The following is a 21,559-nucleotide window of genomic DNA, read 5'->3' on the forward strand; positions in this document are numbered from 1 at the left end:
ATACGTCTCTTCGCGCTCAGATAATGAAAGAAAGCAGGAATGTGCTGCCAAGTGCAAGCACCGAGGCGATAAACGTCGCCGTCGTATAGTATTTGAAGGTCTCGTTCAGGGTCGCGCCGCAGTATTGCTTCACCAGCCAGAAGAGAGAATCGGTCACGATCGTGCAGCCAATAGCGCCGGACCCGATGGCAATGGTGATGATCTCCGGGCTTACGTTCGGGTAGAGCGGCAGCATCGGCGCCACTATCGCCGTGGCACCCATCATCGCTACCGTTGCCGAACCGACGGCGGCGTGCAGCACCAGTGCCACCAGCCAGGCGAGAAGGATAGGGTGCATATGCAGGTTCGAGAGAATATGCGCCAGCGTCTCCGCCAGACCGCTAGTTTTAAGGATGGCGTTGAACGCGCCGCCCGCGCCGATAATCAGCAAAATGTTGGCGATAGAGCCAAAGCCGTGCTCCGTATGGGTCAGCATTGCGCCCATGCCCATGTGCTGGCGGATCCCCAGCAGGTAGTAGGCAAAAAACACGGCGATAAACATCGCGGTGATGGGGTTGCCGATAAACTCCAGCAGGGTATACAGCGAGCCTTCTTTTGCCATGTTCAGCTCGGCAATGGTTTTCACCAGCATCAGGGCAATCGGCAGCAGCACGGTGAACAGCGTGGCGCTCAGCGACGGCAGCGTGTGTTCTTCCCGCACCTTCAGGTCTGAAAATTCCGCCGGAACCGGCTTATAGGGCAGACGATCGCCGAGCAGCTTCAGGAACAGCGGGCCGCCAACCAGAGACGCCATCAGGCCCACCATCAGACCGTAGACAATCACCGTCCCGACGTCCGCCCCTAATTTATTGGTGACAAACAGCGCGGCCGGATGCGGAGGCACCACGCAGTGCACTGCCATTAGTGCGGTACAGAGCGGAATGGCCAGCTTGAGCAGCGACGTGTTGGTCTTTTTGGCGATGGAAAACGCCAGCGGGATCAGCAGTACCACGCCCACTTCCACAAACAGCGTAATGCCGCAGATCAGGCCGACCAGGACCATAATCACGTCCGCCGACAGCCAGCGGCAGCGCTGCAACGTAATCCCGATGCGCTCTGCCGCGCCGGAGACTTCCATCATTTTGCCGAGAATAGTGCCAAGACCGATAACCGCCGCCAGGAAGCCCAGCGTACCGCCAATCCCGCTCTCAATGGCGTTCACCATATCCAGCGGGCTCATCCCCATCATCGCGCCGACGAAAAAGCTTGCCAGCAGCAGCGCGAGGAACGGGTGAAACTTCAGTTTTACGATGGTTAAAACAATCAATACGATGCTGACAAGCAGCGTTGCCACAACCCAGACCTGAGATCCCATATCTCACCTCACCCTTATGTCATCTGGGGGTATTGGACGAAAAAACGGCGTGGGCTGACAAACGATATAAATTGGCGTTCAGATGAGCCAGATTGGATCAACTGAGTGACTGTGTTCTAAAAAGCGCACTTAACTCGTATTAGGTTCACATAAATTCATTCTTGAGCGGTATGCTGAACGCAGAAATTACGTATGGGAATTGTGATGACCGATGCGAATGAAGGCAGAAACCGGCTGTTAAACGGCTGGCAACTGTCGAAAATGTACACCTTTGAAGTGGCCGCCCGGCATGAGTCCTTCGCGCTGGCGGCGGCGGAGCTGTCGCTCAGCCCCAGCGCGGTGAGCCACCGCATAAATCTGCTGGAAGAGGAGCTGGGCATTCAGCTGTTTGTCCGCTCACACCGTAAAGTGGAGCTGACGCAGGAAGGCAAGCGCGTTTACTGGACGCTGAAATCGTCCCTCGACACCCTGAATCAGGAGATCCTGGATATTAAAAACCAGGCGCTGTCAGGTACGCTAACGGTGTACTCCCGGCCGTCGATCGCCCAGTGCTGGCTGGTGCCGATGCTGGGGGATTTTACCCGCCGCTACCCGTCGATTTCACTTACTATTCTGACTGGTAATGATTACGTCAACATGCAGCGAACCGGCATCGATCTGGCGCTCTATTTCGACGATACGCCGCCAAACCACCTTTCTCATCACTTTTTGATGGATGAAGAGATTTTGCCCGTCTGCTCGCCGGCGTATGCCCGGGAGCATGAACTGCTGAAAAACCCTCATAACCTCAGCCACTGCACGTTACTGCACGACCGTCAGGCCTGGAGCAATGATTCCGGTACGGATGAGTGGCTGAGCTGGGCGCAGCATTACGCGGCGAATATGCCGTTGTCATCGGGTATTGGCTTCGATCGCTCTGATTTAGCCATTATCGCGGCCATGAATAATGTGGGGGTGGCGATGGGGAGAAAGCGGCTGGTGCAAAAACATCTCGAACGAGGGGAGTTGATCGCACCCTTTGATGGGAAAACTCTCAAGTGCCATCAGCATTATTACGTCTCAACGCTTCCCGGCCGTCAGTGGCCGAAAATTGACGCCTTTATCGGCTGGCTAAGAGAACTGGCGGGTTGAAGAATTATTACGCTTTCGCTCTACACCAAATGTGAAAAAGCGTGCTAAATACAGGTAATGCTTTTGATTTATCCAGGGTAAACCGTGTTAAAGCCTTTTATTGCCACTGCGATCTTACTCTCTTCCGGCTGGGCGATTGCCGCTGAGCCGCCGCTGACGGCTGCCCGTTACGCGCAGATGCTGGGCGTCGGAATGGATGTCGACTGGGCACGCACCGAGCGCGGTATCCGCGAGTTCGACCCGCTGGTGGTCCGTGATTTTCAGGTGAAAGGCATACACCATGTCCGTATCCGGGTGGCGGGCGAACCGACGGAAGCGCGGCTGATTCACCTGCGTAAGCTGGTGGAGGCCTGTGAGCAATACGGCGTCATCCCCATCATCGCTTATCAGGCCGATGAATATAAAAACGACCCGAAAGCGGATACCGAAAAAGAGGTGATTAACTGGTGGATTGCCGTGGCGCACTATTTTGGTCAGCGCTCGCCGTTGCTGGGCTTTGACCTGATCTACGAACCGGCGGACAAGCTCAACCACAACGTTGCTTCGCTCAACCGGGTGTATGAGAAAGCGATCAAAGACATTCACGCCATTGATGCCAGCCGCATGATTTTTATCGCCCCTCGTCTGCGCGCCGCGCCGGAGGATTTATCCAGCCTGAAGCTGCCCGCGCACAGCCAGAATTACCTGCTGGCGGAGTGGCATATTTTCCCCTGGGGTCCGCTGAAAACGAACGGCAAATACCCGTGGACGTCCGGAACCGCGGCTGAGAAAGCGGCTATCCGTAACCGAATCAACGCCGCGCTGCACTGGCAGCAAAAAACCGGGCACGTGAGCTGGGTTGGCGGCTGGGGCGTGGGCGAATCGAAAAGCCTGACGCCAACCGCCTCGCAGATGGCGTTTGCCACGTTTATGGCGTGCGAGCTGCAACAGGCCAACATCCCGTATGCGATAAACGCCGATATTCAGTTTTATGACGGGGAAGAGGGGGCGTGGCGGCCTGCCCCAGAGCGGCTATTGCAGGCGATGATTGCGCCCGTCTGTGAAAAGCCCGGCGAGAAGCCGGGCCATCATGCGGTTAAACCGGCTGTTCGTGATGCGAGGCACGCGACGCCAGCGGCAGCCAGCACAGCAAAATCAGCAGCCCCATTAGCGTCATCAGCAGGCCCAAACTCGCCTGCCCGGTCTGCGGCATCATAGCCGAAAGCCAGGCCAGCGCGCCGGAACCGATGTTCTGCAAACCGCCCACCAGCGCGCCTGCCGTGCCTGCGAGGAACGGGAACGGCTCCATCGCGCCGCTGGTGGCGAGGGGAAACAGCATGCCCGCGCCGAAGAAGAACAGCGCTGCCGGGATGAGCAACGTCCAGACCGACATCACGTCAAACAGCCCCGGGATCCACATCATCAGCCCGGCCAGCAGACAGCTGATCACCGACTGCCACATCAGCGTGGAGAAACGCTTGTTCGGACGTCCGGCGAACCATGCGCCAAAGAACGCCGCCGGGATCGGCAGAATAAACAGAATACTCACCACCATGCTGCTCAGGCCAAGGCCTGCGCCCAGCAGCACGCCGGAACAGGCTTCAAACACCGCAATTCCCGCCAGGCCGCCGATTAGCATCAACAGATAACAGGTAAAGGACCCATTACCGAACAGCGTTTTGTAGCTGGCGATGAGCTTCGTGCGCGGCGCGTCTTTTGGGCGGGTTTCCGGCATCCAGCGCGCCATGCTGAAGGTGACAATAATGCACAGCACCAGCAGGAAGGCGTAACAGGCGCGCCAGGACCAGACGGTGTCCAGCAGACCCCCAATCAGCGGGGCCAGCAGCGGGCTGACCAGAATACCCATATTTAACAGACTGTTGGCGTGACGAAGCTGTGTGCCCTGGTACATATCACGCGGCAGGGTACGCGCCATAACCCCGCCAACGCCGGTGCCCACGCCCTGAAGGGCGCTGGCGGCAATCAGGACGGTCAGGCTGTGAGTGGTAATGGCAATCACCGTCGCTACCATGAAAATGCTCATGCCCACCAGAATAACCGGACGACGCCCGACGCGATCGGACAGGGGACCATAAACCAGCTGTGAAACGCCATAGGTCAGCAGATAGGCTGCCATCACGCTCTGGACTGCACCTTCGCGGACGCTCAGATCTTTTGCCATATCGGCAATCGCCGGAATGTAGATGGTTTGTGCCATCTGCCCGACGGCCACCAGTAACACCAGCATCAACAATAAGTTCACGTTCCGTTGCTTTTTCATGTCGCTGAATACTTTTGCCAAAAGAGATAAATAAAGAATAAGTGACTACGCATTCCCATAAATGCGCGAGGAATCTACCACAGAGAGATGACAATTTAAGCATTACTGTGATGAATGACAGAAGACGTGAAGGCAGGATTTGTAAACAAGATCGGCAACTAATGTTGCCAGCGAATTACGCCAGGCGCAGCAGGACCGCACCGGCAGCAATACCCAGTGCCGCCGCGATGCGCAGGCCGGCAACCTTCTCTTTTAAAAGCACAAATGCGATTAATGCGCCGAAGAGAATAGAGGTTTCACGCAGTGCCGCGACCACAGCCAGCGGTGCCTGGGTCATCGCCCAGAGTGCCAGACCGTAAGATCCCATCGTCCCGACGCCGCCGAGCAGCCCTTTTTTCCAGTGCAGGCGCAGGTAGCTGGACGCTTCGCGACGCCGCGCCACCATTGCCCAGCTCAGCAGGCAGAAACCGTTCATGAAGAAGGTCCAGAGCGTATAGCCCAGCGCAGTGTCCGAGAGTCGCACACCGGTGCCGTCCACCAGGGTATACCCGGCGATAAAACAGGCGTTCAGCAGCGCCAGCCAGATCCCCTTGCGTGACTGCATGCGGCCGTTCATCGCCATGGCCAGAATCGACAGACAAATGACCCCAATGCCGGACCAGGCAAGCCAGGAGAGATGATCCCCGAGCATTAATACGCTGATCAGCGCCACCAGCAGAGGAGCCGTCCCGCGCATAAGGGGGTAGGTCTGGCTCATGTCGGAGACCTGATAGGTCTTCGCTACCAGCACGGTGTACACCACCTGTAACGCACAGGAGACGAACAAATATGGCCAGCTTGCGGCAGTTGGCTGAGGAGAGAAGGGCAGTAAAATCAGGGCAATAAGCGCGGCTGAACCGCTGACTCCGATCGCCGAGTAGAGTTTATCCGTTCCGGCTTTAACGATGGCGTTCCAGCTGGCATGCAGCAGTGCGGCGAACAGTAAAATGCAGAAAACGGTGATGGTCATGGCGTATCGGTTGGTGAAATGTCATCCAACTGTAACATTCACCCGTCGATGCTGCCAGCCGCTTACACTGCGCAAAAAAGGCGGTGCGTCACCCGGGGTTCGTCTGACACCAGCCTGAAGCCCGCCCGATGGTAAAATCCGTACGCGGTTTCCGGCGCATGGGTATTAAGAAAATCAAACCAGATGCTGGCATCCGCCATCACCACGGTCAAAAGCTGTTTGCCTATGCCCTGCCCACGGCACTTCTCGCTGACGTAGAGATGACGAATACGTCCGGCGCGCGGCTGCTGGCTGAACGGATCGCGATTAAGGCCGCACACGCCCACCAGCCTGCCGTTAAGAAACGCCCCCAGCAGTTTTTCACCCGGCGCGTTAAAGCGGTTTTCACCCCGCTGCCAGTTCTCTTCCAGCCTGCGCAGCATATTGAAATTCAACGCGATACTCTCCGCCTTCAGGGCGATATACCCGGGTTCATCGGGCGTGACAGGCTCAATTAACAGACGCGACATAGCATTCCCTCGTTATTAAAGAGGGGCGGTTGCCCGCCCCTCTCAGGTGCGACTTGAACCTGAATCACCGAACGTATTTCAGGACAGCATCAAGCAGTTGCAATACAGCAACAATGAGTTTGAGGACAAGTATGACCATATCCACGACGCTCATACGCGTCTCCTTTTGGTTAAAAGGAGCACGATGCTGGCGTACCTTTCCGCCGCCTGTGGCCAGCACCTGGATTGACGTAACACAGTGTGCTCACTTCAGGGGTTAAGGCACTGACGGCACCACCCGTTTCAGCCAGGACTTCGTTGCGCCGGTAAACTGCGGCCCCCTCGCTCACTGCGAACACCCTCAGTATAGATAAATACTGTATGTATGAACAGTATTTTATGGACAAAATTTGGAAGGCGATCCATACTCAAAAACGTCAAAATCCGTGCCGGAATTGCGCGTTCGTCTTCGATCGCGTATACTTTTCGCGTTGACGTAACACAGTGTGTTCTGCGGCAACCAACCGCAAAACCCTGATAAAAACCTCGCTTAGGCGGGGTTTTTTGTTTTCAGGGCAGCCCAGAAAAGGTGCTTGTTGACTTATTGGCAATGGGTGCGGCTGGCATGCAGTATGATTCAATGATTAATTTAATAAGTTCTAATAAGCAGTGGTTCTGGTTCTAGGCCACTTATACAAGTTTACGTCTCTCAATACATAAACTCATTCCAGACATCAATACTCTTCTGAAAGTGAAAAAATGGTATCGACTATAATTGCAGTAAATAATAATGAACTAATTTATATTTTCCTTAAATATTTGCGGGGTTAACCCTCCTTAATTTGAATTATTCGATTTTTCATTGTACTATCTATAACCACGCGCATAGTATGGATACATTATGCAGGCATCTGATTATTTAAAGATGAAGTTCCAAAGCGACAGGCAGTTGGCTATTTATGGACAGCAGGGCGTAGCAGGGACATGGAAAGCATTACAGGGGATCGGCTCTGATATTTACTCAGGAATTGAGCGTGTAAGTTGGTACTCATCATGCTTAATCCCCAGCTATCACGATGTGTGTGACGAGCTTCTCTCAGAAGAAAAGAGAATGTACCTCTCAATTCTCTCGCTTTACCGTTATCGCGATGTAATAGCACACATGCTATACCCGTGATCATTGAAGACGCTTGATTTTTCAGCAACAGGAGATCATGCTGTCCCCATGAAAATCTTTATCACTGACCAACAAAAAGCTGAACTTGAGCGTCTTCATGACTCCAGTCGTGATAAGCGCGTTTGCGATCGCATTAAAGCCATTCTTCTGGCCTCCGAGGGCTGGAGTTCGGCCATGATCGCTCAGGCTTTACGCCTGCATCAGACTACTGTTGACCACCATATCAGCGAGTTTCTGAACAAAGGCAAGCTGAAGCCCGAAAATGGCGGCTCAGACAGCAAACTCAGCGCTGAACAAACGGCTTTTTTAATCAGCCACTTATCCGACAATTTATTTTACCATACCCGTGATATTGTCGCGTTTGTCGCGCGGACATGGAACATCGTTTTCAGCATTCCGGGAATGAATAAGTGGCTGCACCGGAACGGCTTCACCTATAAAAAACCGTCAGGCGTCCCGCATAAATTCAGTGAAGAGAAACAAAAGCAATTCATTGAATATTATGAGGAACTCAAAGCCACCGCAGGTGATGAACCGGTTCTTTTTATTGATGCTGTCCATCCGACTCAGGCCACCAAAATAGGTTATGGCTGGATACGTAAAGGCCAGAGAAAAGCGGTAAAAACAACAGGTAGTCGTACACGGCTGAATATCATGGGGGCGCTGAATCTGAAGGCCCCGGAACATCCGCTAATCTGCGAATATAAAACGGTTAATGAATACAACGTATCTCGTTTTTTCAATGAGATACGTAAAATTTATCCAGATTATCAGCAGAAAGTTCATGTTATTCTGGATGGTGCTGGTTATCACCGTTCACAGTTAGTGAAAGACTGGGCGGAGGTGGTAAATATAAAACTTCATTACCTCCCGCCGTACAGCCCGAACCTGAATCCGATAGAACGAATGTGGAAGTTAATGAACGAACATGCCCGGAATAACCGCTACTTCAGCAACAGCAGGGAGTTCAGGGATGCAATATCTGAATTTTTCAGCCATACGTTACCGGGGATAGCGGGTTTTCTGACGTCCCGAATTAACGATCATTTTCAGGTGCTCAAACCTGCATCTTGAGGTTTATTGGGTATATATCTTTATTTTGAAAGTGTTATTTCCGATTCTGAAAATGGAAATGAAAACAATCGCGTTCGTAAGATGGATTCAAAAGTAACCGGGCTTGTTAATAACATACCGACCAGCAAGGCCGCGCGTTTAGCGATAGCATGGGGTCTGGCCAAATCCCTTTCCGAATCTGGCCTGCTGTCTGAAATCGTCGTCGAACGGCTTGCACGCCGCGTACCTAACGTAGTCATGGCGCTTCAATTGATTGGAACGGAACAGAAGTGCGCTCTTGCTGCTCGTCGCCTGAAAACATTGGACCCTAAGTATTACGCCACCCTCTATGCCGCACAACTGGAGATGCTTTACTACTTTTTTGAGCCTTTCCTGTCTGAACTCATTAAGAAGGTGCAGTTGGGATTCTATAAGGATTTCGATGCAATTTATAAAGACTTAAAGGGCAAGGAGCATGTTTAAAAGTCTGTTATCAATTCTATTAACGGATATTTTATTCCCTGTTTATATTTTTGCGTGCGCCTCTTTGTTCCTGTGGTTGGTACCTGACCACTGGGTCTTACTAATATTCATTGCTATCGTTGTGTTTATTATTGTTCACCCGATGATTTTTGGCCACTTTGATAAATACGATTAAATGTTATTAAAAGGATTTTTATGTCAAACCCAGCTTATTTGTTTTTAACAGATGAAAATGGTTCTCCCATGGTTGGCCCTTGCCTTGTGTCAGGGCGTGAAGGTGCAATTGAACTTAAAACGTTCACTCATAATGTCAACGTCCCGGTCGACGGGAATACCGGGAAATTGACGGGTACGCGTATACACATGCCCATCATGTTTCAAAAAGAATTTGATCGTGTAACCCCGCTTCTCTTTCGCGCATTGAGTACGGGAAGAACGCTCAAGTCAGCCACTATTAAGATGTATCAGATTAATGAGGCGGGTTTTGAACAGGAGTATTTTAATATCTTCCTGGAGAATGTGAAAATAACCTCAATCACACCAGACCTGTATCCCGGCGCAAACACCGGAACCCACCTTGAAACGGTTCTCATACGCTACGAGAAAATCACCTGGAAGCATTGCGACGGCAATGTCATCTATAGTGACACCTGGAATGAGCGAGCAACGTACTGAAACGTGATCCCTGACGCATTTTTGCGCAGATGAAAATATTTCCATTGTCACATCCGAAAACCTGTGTTTGTATAAATTCAATTAATGATTCCAAACACAGGTCCCCAATGACTTCATCCATCTTCACTTCGACCCTACTAAAAACTGCGCAACCTGCCGCAGTGGTCGTCGTGCGTGTGGTGGTGGTCGTCGGCAATGCGCCGTAGGGACTGGATCAACACACGAATCCAAAACCCCGCCGGCGCAAACCGGGCGGGGTTTTTCGTTTAGGACCCTCCCCGGAAGGCTGGCTCAGAAGAAAAGGACTGGAGCATGGCAAGTTCGGGCACAACATCCACCAAGACGCGTTTTACAGGCGCGCAGCTGATTGTTCATTTACTGGAACGACAGGGCATCACCACCGTTGCGGGCATCCCGGGTGGGACCGTACTGCCGCTGTATGATGCGTTAAGCCAAAGCACACAGATCCGCCACGTGCTGGCGCGCCACGAGCAGGGCGCAGGCTTTATCGCCCAGGGCATGGCGCGTACCCAGGGTAAACCGGCGGTCTGTATGGCCTGTAGCGGGCCGGGCGCCACTAACCTGGTGACCGCCATCGCCGACGCGCGTCTCGACTCCATTCCGCTGATCTGCATTACCGGCCAGGTGCCGTCCTCGATGATCGGCACCGATGCGTTCCAGGAAGTCGACACCTACGGCATCTCTATCCCCATCACCAAACATAACTATTTAGTTCGCGATATCAGCGAGCTGCCTCAGGTTATCAGCGATGCGTTCCGCATTGCGCAGTCTGGCCGCCCGGGCCCGGTGTGGATAGACATTCCTAAGGATGTCCAGACCGCAGAAATTGAGATCGACGTTCTGCCGGAGCCGGGTGACCGTGCCCCCGCGCCAGAATTCAGCGCTGAGAGCGTGCGCGATGCGGCGGCGATGATCAACGCCGCCAAACGCCCGGTGCTCTATCTGGGCGGCGGGACGATCAACGCCGCGGATGAAATCCGCCAGTTCGCTGAAAAAGCTAATTTGCCCACCACTATGACCCTGATGGCGCTGGGTATGCTGCCAAAAGCGCACCCGCTCTCTCTCGGCATGCTGGGCATGCACGGCGCGCGCAGCACCAACTACATCCTGCAAGAGGCGGATTTGCTGATAGTTATGGGGGCGCGTTTTGATGACCGGGCGATTGGCAAAACCGAGCAGTTCTGCCCGAACGCCAAAATCATTCACGTGGATATCGACCGCGCCGAGCTGGGTAAAATCAAGCAGCCGCACGTGGCGATCCAGGGCGACGTGGCCGAGGTGCTGGCGCAGCTGATCCCGCAGACGGAGGCAACCGACCGCGCGGACTGGCGCCAGCTGGTAGCCGATCTGCAACGGGAGTTCCCGGGCGCTATCCCAACCGAGGGCGACCCGCTGAGCCACTATGGTCTTATCAACGCCGTCGCCGCCTGCGTGGATGACAGCGCGATTATCACCACCGACGTCGGCCAGCATCAGATGTGGACCGCTCAGGCGTATCCGCTGAACCGCCCGCGCCAGTGGCTGACCTCCGGCGGCCTTGGCACCATGGGCTTCGGCTTGCCAGCAGCGGTTGGCGCGGCGCTCGCCAACCCGGACCGTAAGGTGATCTGCTTCTCCGGTGACGGCAGCCTGATGATGAATATTCAGGAGATGGCGACGGCGGCCGAAAACCAGTTAGACGTCAAAATCATTCTGATGAACAACGAGGCGCTGGGTCTGGTGCACCAGCAGCAGAGCCTGTTCTACAAGCAGGGCGTGTTTGCGGCGACCTATCCGGGGATGATCAACTTCATGCAGATTGCCGCTGGTTTTGGCCTGCACACCTGCGATCTGAACGCCGAAGAAGATGCCCACGCGGCGTTGCAGGATGCGATTTCTCGCCCTGGCCCGGCGCTGATCCACGTGCGTATCGACCCTGAACAAAAAGTGTATCCGATGGTGCCGCCGGGTGCGGCAAATACTGAGATGGTGGGGGAATAAGCCATGCAGAAACAATGTGATAACGTCATTCTGGAACTCACCGTCCGCAACCACCCAGGCGTCATGACCCACGTCTGTGGGCTCTTTGCCCGTCGGGCGTTTAACGTGGAAGGTATTCTGTGTCTGCCGATTCAGGGCAGCGAGCACAGCCGCATCTGGCTACTGGTGAACGACGACCAGCGTCTGGAGCAGATGATGGCGCAGATCGACAAGCTGGAGGACGTCACCAAAGTGGCACGCAACCAGTCCGATCCCACCATGTTTAACAAAATTGCGGTGTTTTTTGAGTAAATCGCTTAAGGTAAGCGTCTTTCGCTCTTGTAGGCCGGATAAGCGCAGCGCCATCCGGCATTTTCAGACCGCAGGAACACGCATGACCACCATCGCCCTTATCGACGACCACCTTATCGTTCGCTCCGGCTTTGCCCAGCTTTTAAACCTCGAACCGGATTTTCAGGTCGTGGCCGAGTTTGGCTCAGGACGCGAGGCGCTGGCGGGCCTGCCGGGACGCGGGGTGCAGGTCTGTATCTGCGATATCTCCATGCCGGACCTCTCCGGGCTGGAGCTGTTAAGCCAGCTGCCGAAAGGGATGGCGACGATTATGCTCTCGGTCCACGACAGCCCGGCGCTGGTCGAGCAGGCGCTCAACGCGGGGGCGCGCGGGTTTCTCTCTAAACGCTGTAGCCCGGACGAGCTGATTGCCGCCGTGCGTACCGTCTCCACCGGCGGCTGCTACCTGACGCCGGATATTGCCATCAAGCTGGCGGCGGGACGGCAGGATCCGCTCACCAGACGCGAGCGCCAGGTGGCAGAGAAACTTGCCCAGGGCATGTCGGTGAAAGAGATTGCCGTAGAGCTGGGGCTGTCGCCAAAGACCGTTCACGTTCATCGCGCCAACCTGATGGAAAAACTCAACGTCAGTAACGATGTCGAGCTGGCGCGCCGTATGTTTGACAGCTGGCAATGAACTCCCTGTTTTCGCGGCTGATCGCCGTTGTTGCCAGCTTTTTCATCTTCTCCGCCGCGTGGTTCTGTCTGTGGAGTATCAGCCTGCATCTTGTCGAGCGCCCGGAGCTGGCGGTGCTGCTGTTCCCCTTTGGCCTGCGGCTGGGGCTAATGCTGCAATGCCCGCGCGGCTACTGGCCGGTGCTGCTGGGCGCAGAGTGGCTGATGCTGATCTGGCTGGCGCAGGAAGTGGCGTTGGCGCATCTGCCTTTATTGATGACCGGAAGCCTGCTCACGCTTATCCCGGTCGCCCTGATTTCCCGCTACCGTCACCAGCGCGACTGGCGCACGCTGCTGCGTCAGGGGGCGGCGCTGATTGCCGCCGCGCTGTTGCAGTCCCTGCCGTGGCTGGGTGAAAAGGAGGTGCTTAACGCCCTGCTGTTGACCCTTACCGGCGGCCTGACGCTGGCCCCGACCTGCCTGGTTTTCTGGCATTACCTTACCAGCACCGTCTGGCAGCCGCTCGGCCCGGCGCTGGTCTCCCAGCCGGTGAACTGGCGCGCCCGGCACCTGATCTGGTATCTGCTGCTGTTTGTGGTGAGCCTGTGGTTGCAGCTTGGTCTGCCCGCTGAATTATCACGCTTCACGCCGTTTTGTCTGGCGCTGCCGATCATCGCCCTTGCCTGGCATTACGGCTGGCAGGGCGCATTGATCGCCACGCTGATGAACGCCATCGCGCTGATTGCCAGCCAGACCTGGCACGATCACCCGGTAGATCTGCTGCTCTCGCTGCTGGCCCAGAGCCTGACCGGGCTGCTGCTCGGCGCGGGCATACAGCGCCTGCGCGAGCTGAACCAGTCTCTGCAAGCCGAGCTGGCGCGCAACCGCCGTCTGGCGGAGCGTCTGCTGGAGACGGAAGAGAGCGTGCGCCAGGAGGTTGCTCGCGAGCTGCACGATGACATCGGCCAGACCATCACCGCCATCCGCACCCAGGCGGGCATTATTCAGCGCCTGGCGGCAGAAAACGCGGGCGTGAAGCAGGGCGGGGCGCATATCGAACAGCTTTCGCTGGGCGTCTATGATTCCGTTCGTCGCCTGTTAGGGCGGCTGCGCCCGCGCCAGCTTGACGATCTTTCGCTCGAGCAGGCAATACGCTCTCTGATGCGCGAGATGGAGCTGGAGAGCCGCGGGATTGTCAGCCATCTCGACTGGCGCATTAACGAACCTGTGCTGAGCGAAGGCCAGCGCGTGACCCTTTTCCGCGTCTGCCAGGAAGGGCTGAACAACATCGTCAAACACGCCAGCGCCAGCGCGGTAACGATCCAGGGCTGGCAGCAGGACGAGCGCCTGATGCTGGTGATTGAAGACGACGGCTGCGGCCTGCCGCCGGGCTCCGGCCAGCAGGGGTTTGGTCTTGCGGGCATGCGCGAGCGCGTAAAGGCGCTGGGCGGCACGCTGAACATCTCCTGCACCCACGGGACGCGCGTCAGCGTCAGTTTGCCGTTAAGGACGCACCATGTTTAAAACCCCCGCCAGCGCCGCCCCGCTAAGCAACAAAGCGGAAATCGATGCCCGCTACCGCTACTGGCGTCGCCATATCCTGATTACCATCTGGCTCGGCTACGCGCTGTTCTATTTCACCCGCAAAAGCTTCAACGCCGCCGCACCGGAAATCCTCGCCAGCGGCGTGATGACGCGCACCGATATCGGCCTGCTGGCGACGCTGTTTTACATCACCTACGGCCTGTCGAAGTTCTTCTCCGGCATCGTCAGCGACCGCTCCAACGCGCGTTATTTTATGGGCGTTGGGCTGATCGCCACCGGGGTGGTGAACATCCTGTTTGGCTTCTCGACGTCGCTATGGGCCTTCGCCCTGCTGTGGGCGCTGAACGCCTTTTTCCAGGGCTGGGGCGCGCCGGTCTGCGCCCGCCTGCTCACTGCCTGGTACTCACGCAACGAGCGCGGCGGCTGGTGGGCGATATGGAATACCGCGCATAACGTCGGCGGGGCGCTGATCCCGATGGTGGTCGGCGCGGCGGCGCTGCACTACGGCTGGCGCGCGGGGATGATGATTGCCGGTGGCCTCGCGATTGTCGCCGGGCTGTTCCTCTGCTGGCGCCTGCGCGACAGGCCGCAAACCGTCGGCCTTCCACCGGTAGGTGACTGGCGGCACGACGAGATGGAGATCGCCCAGCAGCAGGAAGGGGCCGGGCTGTCCCGCCAGGAGATCCTCACCAAATACGTGCTGAAAAACCCCTACATCTGGCTGCTGTCGCTCTGCTACGTGCTGGTCTACGTGGTGCGCGCGGCCATCAACGACTGGGGCAACCTGTACATGTCCGAGACGCTCGGCGTGGATCTGGTGACCGCCAACTCGGCGGTGACCATGTTTGAACTGGGCGGGTTTATCGGCGCGCTGGTGGCGGGCTGGGGCTCGGATAAGCTGTTCAACGGCAACCGTGGTCCGATGAACCTGATTTTTGCTGCCGGGATCTTACTCTCCGTCGGCTCGCTGTGGCTGATGCCGTTCGCCAGCTACGTGATGCAGGCGGCGTGCTTCTTCACCATCGGCTTCTTCGTCTTTGGCCCGCAGATGCTGATCGGCATGGCGGCGGCGGAGTGTTCCCACAAAGAGGCGGCAGGCGCGGCGACGGGCTTTGTCGGGCTGTTTGCCTACCTTGGCGCATCGCTCTCCGGCTGGCCGCTGGCGCGGGTGATCGACATCTGGCACTGGAGCGGGTTCTTCGCGGTGATCGCCATCGCGGCGGGCATCTCCGCCTTGCTGCTGCTGCCGTTTTTGCACGCGCAGGCACCGCGCGAAGCGTGACGCGCCTCACCTTTTGCTGCCGAGACGCGCAAAACTAAGAAATTTTCCCGGTTTCACCTGGACGCTGTCTCAGGCATCTCTCCTGGCTGGTTTTTACAATGCTGCAAAAATCAGCTCAGGAGTAACTCAGTCATGCTGGCCTTCTTAAATCAGGTGCGCAAGCCGACCCTGGATCTGCCGCTCGACGTGCGGCGCAAGATGTGGTTCAAACCGTTCATGCAGTCCTATCTGGTGGTCTTCATCGGCTACCTGACCATGTACCTGATCCGCAAAAACTTTAACATCGCGCAGAACGACATGATCTCAACCTACGGGCTGAGCATGACGCAGCTGGGGATGATTGGCCTGGGCTTTTCCATCACCTACGGCGTGGGGAAAACGGTTGTGTCCTACTACGCGGACGGCAAAAATACCAAGCAGTTCCTGCCGTTTATGCTGATCCTCTCCGCCATCTGTATGCTCGGCTTCAGCGCCAGCATGGGCGCAGGCTCCGTCAGCCTGTTCCTGATGATCGCCTTCTACGCCCTGAGCGGTTTCTTCCAGAGCACCGGCGGGTCGTGCAGCTACTCCACCATCACCAAATGGACCCCGCGCCGCAAGCGGGGTTCGTACCTCGGCATGTGGAACATCTCCCACAACCTCGGCGGAGCGGGCGCGGCCGGCGTGGCGCTGTTCGGTGCGAACTACCTGTTCGACGGCCACGTGATTGGCATGTTTATCTTCCCGTCGATTATCGCCCTGATTGTCGGCTTTATCGGCCTGCGCTACGGCAGCGATTCCCCGGAATCCTACGGCCTCGGCAAAGCTGAAGAGCTGTTCGGGGAGGAGATCAGCGAGGAGGACAAAGAGACCGAAGAAAACGAGATGTCCAAATGGCAGATCTTTGTTGAGTACGTGCTGAAAAACAAAGTGATCTGGCTGCTCTGCTTCTCGAACATCTTCCTGTACGTGGTGCGTATCGGTATCGACCAGTGGTCCACCGTGTATGCCTTCCAGGAGCTGAAGCTCTCGAAAGAGGTGGCGATTCAGGGCTTCACTCTGTTCGAGGTGGGCGCGCTGGTCGGCACCCTGCTGTGGGGCTGGCTCTCGGACCTCGCCAACGGCCGTCGCGCGCTGGTGGCCTGCGTCGCGCTGGCGCTGATTATCGCCACGCTCGGCGTTTACCAGCACGCCAGCAACCAGTACGTTTACCTGGCGTCGCTGTTTGCGCTCGGCTTCCTGGTGTTCGGTCCGCAGCTGCTGATCGGCGTGGCGGCGGTTGGCTTTGTGCCGAAAAAAGCGATCGGCGCAGCCGATGGGATTAAAGGCACCTTCGCTTACCTGATCGGCGACAGCTTCGCCAAGCTCGGTCTGGGCATGATCGCCGACGGCACGCCAATTTTCGGCCTCACCGGCTGGGCGGGCACCTTTGCCGCGCTGGATGCGGCAGCGATTGGCTGTATCGTCCTGATGGCGATGGTTGCGGTGCTGGAAGAGCGTAAGATCCGCCGTGAGAACCGTGCGCAGAAATTAAAAGTAGCCTGAGTGTGCAGGTAACTTCTTTGCCCGGTGTGTGATGCTGGGCTTTTTTTATTTGCGTATCCTACCTTTACCCCGCTTTACACACCCGCCCCTCTCCATGCTCTACAGTTTTTTTTGCTGCCGCCTTTCGTGCAGCCTTAGCCCCTTTTGCTAACGGAGAGCTTGCATGTTGACCCGACGATTGTCCTGCCTGGCGCTGTTGATGGCGCTGGCCTCCCCCGCAATGGCCGCGGATGCCCCCACCTACGGCGAGAAGCTGGAAGGTTTTGACTACGGCTGGCCGGTAAAACACTTTACCTTTACCTCGCAGAACCAGCCTCTGGATATGGCTTACCTGGACGTGAAGCCGGAAAAACCCAACGGCCGCACCGTGGTGCTGATGCACGGCAAAAACTTCTGCGCTGGCACCTGGGACGGCACGATCCGCGCGCTTGCAGCCAGCGGGTATCGCGTGATCGCACCCGACCAGATCGGCTTCTGCAAATCCACCAAGCCGGAGCATTATCAGTACACCTTCCAGCAGCTGGCGGATAACACCCACGCGCTGCTGAAAACGCTGGGCGTTGATCGCGTCACGGTTATCGGCCATTCGACCGGCGGCATGCTGGCGACCCGCTACGCGCTGATGTGGCCGCAGCAGGTGGAGCAGCTGGTGATGGTGAACCCAATAGGGCTTGAAGACTGGAAAGCGCGCGGCGTGCCGCATATTACGGTCGACCAGTGGTACCAGCGCGAGCTAAAAGTCAGCGCCGACGGTATTCGTCAGTACGAGAAAAACACCTACTACGCCGGGGAGTGGAAGCCGGAGTACGAGCGCTGGGTCACCATGCTTGCCGGGTTAAACAACGGGCCGGGCAAAGCGCGCGTGGCGTGGAACTCGGCGCTGCTCTACGACATGATTTATACCCAGCCGGTCGTCTATGAATTTAGCGAGCTGAAGATGCCGGTATTATTGATGATCGGCACGAAGGACAACACCGCCATCGGGAAGGATCTCGCCCCACCGGAGATCCGCAAGACGCTCGGCAATTACGCGGTGCTGGGCAAAGAGACGGCGAAGCGCATTCCGCACGCGACGCTGATTGAATTTAACGACATGGGCCACGCGCCGCAGATGCAGGATCCTGCCCGCTTCCACGAGGCGCTGCTGAAAGGGCTTCAGGCGCGCTGACTGGTCTCCAGCAACAGCCCGCGCAGCCACGCCTGCGCGAGGTTGCGGTGCGTTCTGCCGTGCCAGGCCATGCTTTTGGTAAAGCCGGGCACGGGAACCGGCGTCTCGCAGACGAACATCCCCGTCTGCTTTTCCGCTATGCGTGATGGCACAACGGCAATCATATCGCTGAGGGCCAGCACGTCCGGCAGGACTAAAAAGTTACTCACCGATAAGCCAACATGCCGCGTTCGGCCAGTTTTCTCCAGCGCGCCATCCGTTACGCCGCGAAAACCGTCGCCCTCGTAAGAGACCAGCACATGCTCCAGGGCGCAAAACCGGTCTAACGTCATGGGCTGTCCGGCATCCGGATGATCGGCACGCATCATGCAAACGTACCGTTCATCATAAAGCGCCCGGCTGTGAAGCTCATCTGGCGTGGCGTGCGGGGTGATCAGCGCCACGTCGACAGAGCCTTGTTCGAGCTGGCTGACCAGACGGTCAGATTCCACAGGCACCACGCGCACGCGAATACCCGGCGCCTGCACCTTAAGCGCAGCGATAAACGGCACGACGACCGCGCGCAGGGCGTAGTCGGTCGCGGCAAGCGTGAAGGTGAACGTTGCGGTGAGCGGATCAAAGGCGATCGGCTGAAGCAGCTCGTCGATATCTGCCAGAATGCGTTTGACGGGAGCCGCCATTGCTTCCGCCCGGGTGGTAGGCACGATGCCGTGCGGCGCGCGGATAAACAGCGGGTCTTCAAAGTAATCCCGCAGGCGGTTAAGCATGCCGCTTACCGCTGGCTGGGTCAGGGCAAGACGCGCCGCCGCGCGGGTGACGCTGCGTTCGTCCAGTAGGGCATCCAGCGTTTTCAGCAGGTTAAGATCCAGCGTGCGCAGATCCGCTTTCATGACGTTTTTCCACCTCTTTTCCGTTTACTATTATGGCGCTGCCCGCTGTTGACGCGCTGCGTTTCCCGCTATGATGGGCGGCTAGTCTAAGGAGAACGCATGGTCTGGATAATGCTGGCAACGCTTGCCGTGGTGTTTGTGGTTGGATTTCGTGTCCTGACCTCAGACTCCCGCCGCGCCATCAAACGTTTAAGCGAGCGGCTGGGGATCACCCCGATGCCGGTCGAGTCGATGATTGACCAGTTCGGTAAAACGCCGGGCAATGAGTTTATCCGCTATCTTGAACGCCCCGACGAGGCGCATCTGCTAAATGCCGCCCAGGTGCTGCTGATCTGGCAGGTCTGCATCGTCGACGCCAGCGAAGAGAATCTGCATACCTGGCACCGCATGCTGCGTAAAGCCCGTCTGGCCGCGCCGATCACCGACGCGCAAATCCGCCTCGCGCTCGGCTTTATGCGCGAGATAGAGCCAGACCCGCAGGAGTTCAACGCCTTCCAGCTGCGCTACAACCAGCTTTTCCTGCCGGAAGAGGGCGTGTTTTACCTGCACTGATATCACAAAACGTGATGAAGAGTATAAAGCATCGTCATTAGATTTATATCACCCGCAGGCGCACCATCACCTTATCAACTAACCGATGAGGTGAACCATGAAACAATCCGCCATTATCTGGCCGAACGACTACCTGCCCGGCACCACCGATAACTTTGCCTCCAACGAAATCATCGTCGCCGGGCTGAGCGCAAAAGAGATTTGGGCGCAGCTCAACGACACCACCCTGTGGCCGAACTACTACAGCAACGCCGAAGATATCCGTTTTCACGACGGCAGCGGCCCGGCGCTGAGCGCCAACGCCCGCTTCCGCTTCACCACCTTTGGCTTCCCGGTTGAGGCGCAGGTGACGGAGTATGTTCCGCCCGTGGAGGGCGAAGCCGCGCGTATCGCGTGGCACGGTTGGGTAGAAGGGGATGCAAATTCGCGTCTGGACGTGATCCACGCCTGGCTGTTTGAAGACCTGCCGGGAAACCGCGTGCGCATTCTGACTCAGGAGTCGCAGAAAGGCGTGCCGGCGCAGGAATTAGCGCGCACGGTGCCGAACCCAATGATTAACGGGCATCAGGAGTGGATCGTGGGATTAGCGAATGCCGCTCTTAAGGCTCGCGGGTAATTTTGCCCGGTGGCGCTTTGCTTACCGGGCCTACAAGCCCGTAGGCCGGCGCAAGCGCAGCGCCGCCCGGCATTAAAAAACGACAAAAGTTGTCGAAACGTTAAATTCGTCACACTTTTGATGATAAACTGCGCGACTTTTCCGCACGTTTTTATCTTCAGGTGATGCCATGACAGAACATACCCAGCCCACGACTACACCGCAGGCCAAAGAGGTTTCACGCCCCAACTGGTTGGCGGTTTTCTCCGTGGCATTTTGCGTCGCCTGCCTGATCACCGTCGAGTTCCTGCCGGTCAGCCTGCTGACGCCGATGGCGCAGGATCTGGGCATTTCCGAGGGCGTGGCGGGGCAGTCCGTGACCGTCACCGCGTTTGTGGCGATGTTCGCCAGCCTGTTTATCACCCAGGCGATCGGCACCATCGACCGCCGCAAGGTGGTCATTCTGTTCAGCGTGCTGCTGACGCTCTCCTGCCTGCTGGTTTCTTTCGCTGAAAGCTTCACCCTGCTGCTGCTCGGCCGTGCCTGCCTGGGGCTGGGATTAGGCGGCTTCTGGGCGATGTCGGCCTCGCTGACCATGCGCCTGGTGCCCGCGCGTACGGTGCCAAAAGCCTTGTCCGTCATCTTCGGCGCGGTCTCCATCGCGCTGGTGATCGCCGCGCCGCTGGGCAGTTTCCTCGGCGGGATTATCGGCTGGCGTAACGTGTTCAACGCGGCGGCGGTGATGGGCGTGCTGTGCATTATCTGGGTGTGGAAGGCGCTGCCGTCCCTTCCGGGGGAAGCGGCGCACCACAAACAGAACATGTTCGCGCTGCTGAAGCGCCCGGGCGTGCTGGCGGGGATGACCGCCATCTTCATGGCCTTTGCCGGGCAGTTTGCTTTCTTCACCTATATCCGCCCGGTGTATATGACCATGGCGGGCTTTGACGTGGATGGCCTGACGCTGGTGCTCCTGAGCTTCGGGATCGCCAGTTTTGTCGGCACCTCGCTGTCGTCCCAGTTCCTGAAGCGCTCCCTGAAGGTGGCGCTGGCGGGTGCCCCGCTGGTGCTGGCGATCAGCGCCGCGGCGCTGGTGTTGTGGGGCAGCGATAAGTGGGTCGCTTCGGCGATCGCGATTATCTGGGGCTTTGCCTTTGCGCTGGTGCCGGTGGGCTGGTCGACGTGGATCACCCGCTCGCTTGCCGATCAGGCGGAAAAAGCCGGGTCGATTCAGGTGGCGGTGATCCAGCTGGCGAATACCTGCGGCGCGGCGGTGGGCGGCGTAGCGCTCGACCACCTGGGGCTGACCTCGCCGCTGGTAATTTCCGGCACGCTGATGCTGCTGACCGCGCTGCTGGTGGCGGGGAAGGTTAAGGCGAAGTAGTGCTTTTCTCCCTCTCCCGTGGGAGAGGGTTGGGGTGAGGGCATCA

21 protein-coding genes and 2 pseudogenes are annotated in these 21,559 nt (G+C 57.2%); 17 read left to right on the plus strand and 6 right to left on the minus strand.

The features are described 5' to 3' along the window. Positions 1-16: 16 nt before the first annotated feature. Positions 17-1,354, minus strand: coding sequence for a D-serine transporter DsdX (gene dsdX / locus AC4OVU_RS22505; RefSeq protein WP_023295668.1), 1,338 nt, complete (start codon positions 1,352-1,354; stop codon positions 17-19). A gap of 204 nt (positions 1,355-1,558) precedes the next feature. Here dsdX and dsdC point away from each other — a divergent pair, with 204 nt between their 5' ends. Both dsdC and AC4OVU_RS22515 read left to right on the plus strand, forming a co-directional pair. Then, a complete protein-coding gene (gene dsdC / locus AC4OVU_RS22510) occupies positions 1,559-2,485 on the plus strand; it encodes a DNA-binding transcriptional regulator DsdC (protein ID WP_491928804.1) in 927 nt (308 codons plus the stop codon). A gap of 84 nt (positions 2,486-2,569) precedes the next feature. Further along, positions 2,570-3,655, plus strand: a pseudogene (locus AC4OVU_RS22515) (cellulase family glycosylhydrolase); the annotation flags it as partial. Here the strand turns inward: AC4OVU_RS22515 and emrD are convergent. From emrD to tisB, 4 genes are all read right to left on the minus strand, one after another. Continuing rightward, positions 3,561-4,745 (minus strand): multidrug efflux MFS transporter EmrD, encoded by a 1,185-nt coding sequence (emrD, locus tag AC4OVU_RS22520; protein ID WP_040118260.1) that lies wholly within the window; start codon positions 4,743-4,745, stop codon positions 3,561-3,563. The pseudogene AC4OVU_RS22515 and the gene emrD overlap by 95 nt on opposite strands. 175 nt (positions 4,746-4,920) lie before the next feature. After that, entirely contained in the window at positions 4,921-5,754 is an 834-nt protein-coding gene (locus AC4OVU_RS22525) for an EamA family transporter (protein WP_110292659.1), read from the minus strand. Between the two features lie 62 nt (positions 5,755-5,816). Then, a complete protein-coding gene (locus tag AC4OVU_RS22530) occupies positions 5,817-6,263 on the minus strand; it encodes a GNAT family N-acetyltransferase (protein ID WP_003861064.1) in 447 nt (148 codons plus the stop codon). Between the two features lie 64 nt (positions 6,264-6,327). Next, positions 6,328-6,417: a type I toxin-antitoxin system toxin TisB gene (tisB, locus tag AC4OVU_RS22535; RefSeq protein ID WP_017383683.1), complete on the minus strand. Its 90-nt coding sequence runs from the start codon at positions 6,415-6,417 to the stop codon at positions 6,328-6,330. 726 nt (positions 6,418-7,143) lie between these two features. Here tisB and AC4OVU_RS22540 point away from each other — a divergent pair. The 12 genes and pseudogenes from AC4OVU_RS22540 to AC4OVU_RS22595 form a co-directional block, all read left to right on the plus strand. Beyond that, a pseudogene (locus tag AC4OVU_RS22540) lies at positions 7,144-7,413 on the plus strand (hypothetical protein); the annotation flags it as partial. A gap of 54 nt (positions 7,414-7,467) precedes the next feature. Further along, positions 7,468-8,493 carry an IS630 family transposase gene (locus AC4OVU_RS22545; RefSeq protein ID WP_040118421.1) on the plus strand — a complete coding sequence of 342 codons (1,026 nt, stop codon included), beginning with the start codon at positions 7,468-7,470 and terminating at the stop codon, positions 8,491-8,493. 6 nt (positions 8,494-8,499) lie between these two features. Then, positions 8,500-8,955 (plus strand): hypothetical protein, encoded by a 456-nt coding sequence (locus tag AC4OVU_RS22550; protein ID WP_491928785.1) that lies wholly within the window; start codon positions 8,500-8,502, stop codon positions 8,953-8,955. 195 nt (positions 8,956-9,150) lie between these two features. Beyond that, entirely contained in the window at positions 9,151-9,630 is a 480-nt protein-coding gene (locus AC4OVU_RS22555) for an Hcp family type VI secretion system effector (RefSeq protein ID WP_032668901.1), read from the plus strand. Between the two features lie 107 nt (positions 9,631-9,737). Beyond that, positions 9,738-9,836: an ilvB operon leader peptide IvbL gene (gene ivbL / locus AC4OVU_RS22560; RefSeq protein ID WP_057979964.1), complete on the plus strand. Its 99-nt coding sequence runs from the start codon at positions 9,738-9,740 to the stop codon at positions 9,834-9,836. Positions 9,837-9,942: 106 nt separating this feature from the next. Next, positions 9,943-11,631 carry an acetolactate synthase large subunit gene (ilvB, locus tag AC4OVU_RS22565; RefSeq protein ID WP_015570114.1) on the plus strand — a complete coding sequence of 563 codons (1,689 nt, stop codon included), beginning with the start codon at positions 9,943-9,945 and terminating at the stop codon, positions 11,629-11,631. Between the two features lie 3 nt (positions 11,632-11,634). Continuing rightward, a complete protein-coding gene (gene ilvN / locus AC4OVU_RS22570) occupies positions 11,635-11,922 on the plus strand; it encodes an acetolactate synthase small subunit (protein WP_015570113.1) in 288 nt (95 codons plus the stop codon). A gap of 82 nt (positions 11,923-12,004) precedes the next feature. After that, a complete protein-coding gene (gene uhpA / locus AC4OVU_RS22575) occupies positions 12,005-12,598 on the plus strand; it encodes a response regulator transcription factor UhpA (RefSeq protein ID WP_003861054.1) in 594 nt (197 codons plus the stop codon). Further along, positions 12,595-14,100, plus strand: a complete 1,506-nt coding sequence (gene uhpB / locus AC4OVU_RS22580; RefSeq protein ID WP_110292822.1) for a signal transduction histidine-protein kinase/phosphatase UhpB — start codon at positions 12,595-12,597, stop codon at positions 14,098-14,100. The genes uhpA and uhpB overlap by 4 nt, the downstream gene beginning before the upstream one ends. Beyond that, positions 14,093-15,403 (plus strand): MFS transporter, encoded by a 1,311-nt coding sequence (locus AC4OVU_RS22585; RefSeq protein ID WP_032668899.1) that lies wholly within the window; start codon positions 14,093-14,095, stop codon positions 15,401-15,403. The genes uhpB and AC4OVU_RS22585 overlap by 8 nt, the downstream gene beginning before the upstream one ends. 132 nt (positions 15,404-15,535) lie before the next feature. Next, the gene (gene uhpT / locus AC4OVU_RS22590; RefSeq protein WP_006808805.1) at positions 15,536-16,927 is read left to right on the plus strand and encodes a hexose-6-phosphate:phosphate antiporter UhpT; all 1,392 of its coding nucleotides are present in this window, start codon (positions 15,536-15,538) and stop codon (positions 16,925-16,927) included. 163 nt (positions 16,928-17,090) lie between these two features. Continuing rightward, a complete protein-coding gene (locus tag AC4OVU_RS22595) occupies positions 17,091-18,095 on the plus strand; it encodes an alpha/beta fold hydrolase (RefSeq protein ID WP_110292823.1) in 1,005 nt (334 codons plus the stop codon). On the opposite strand, the gene AC4OVU_RS22600 is transcribed toward AC4OVU_RS22595, so the two are convergent. Next, complete coding sequence (locus AC4OVU_RS22600) at positions 18,083-18,985, minus strand: LysR family transcriptional regulator (protein WP_110292824.1); 903 nt, start codon at positions 18,983-18,985, stop codon at positions 18,083-18,085. The genes AC4OVU_RS22595 and AC4OVU_RS22600 overlap by 13 nt on opposite strands. A gap of 99 nt (positions 18,986-19,084) precedes the next feature. Between AC4OVU_RS22600 and AC4OVU_RS22605 the strand changes: the two genes are divergently transcribed. From AC4OVU_RS22605 to nepI, 3 genes are all read left to right on the plus strand, one after another. Continuing rightward, positions 19,085-19,537, plus strand: a complete 453-nt coding sequence (locus tag AC4OVU_RS22605) for a DUF1198 domain-containing protein (protein WP_045338704.1) — start codon at positions 19,085-19,087, stop codon at positions 19,535-19,537. Positions 19,538-19,634: 97 nt separating this feature from the next. Beyond that, the gene (locus AC4OVU_RS22610; protein WP_017694007.1) at positions 19,635-20,153 is read left to right on the plus strand and encodes an SRPBCC domain-containing protein; all 519 of its coding nucleotides are present in this window, start codon (positions 19,635-19,637) and stop codon (positions 20,151-20,153) included. Between the two features lie 169 nt (positions 20,154-20,322). Next, positions 20,323-21,513, plus strand: a complete 1,191-nt coding sequence (gene nepI / locus AC4OVU_RS22615) for a purine ribonucleoside efflux pump NepI (protein WP_110292825.1) — start codon at positions 20,323-20,325, stop codon at positions 21,511-21,513. Positions 21,514-21,559 lie beyond the last annotated feature (46 nt).

The sequence above is a fragment of the Enterobacter sp. 6722112 genome, from assembly GCF_058661685.1.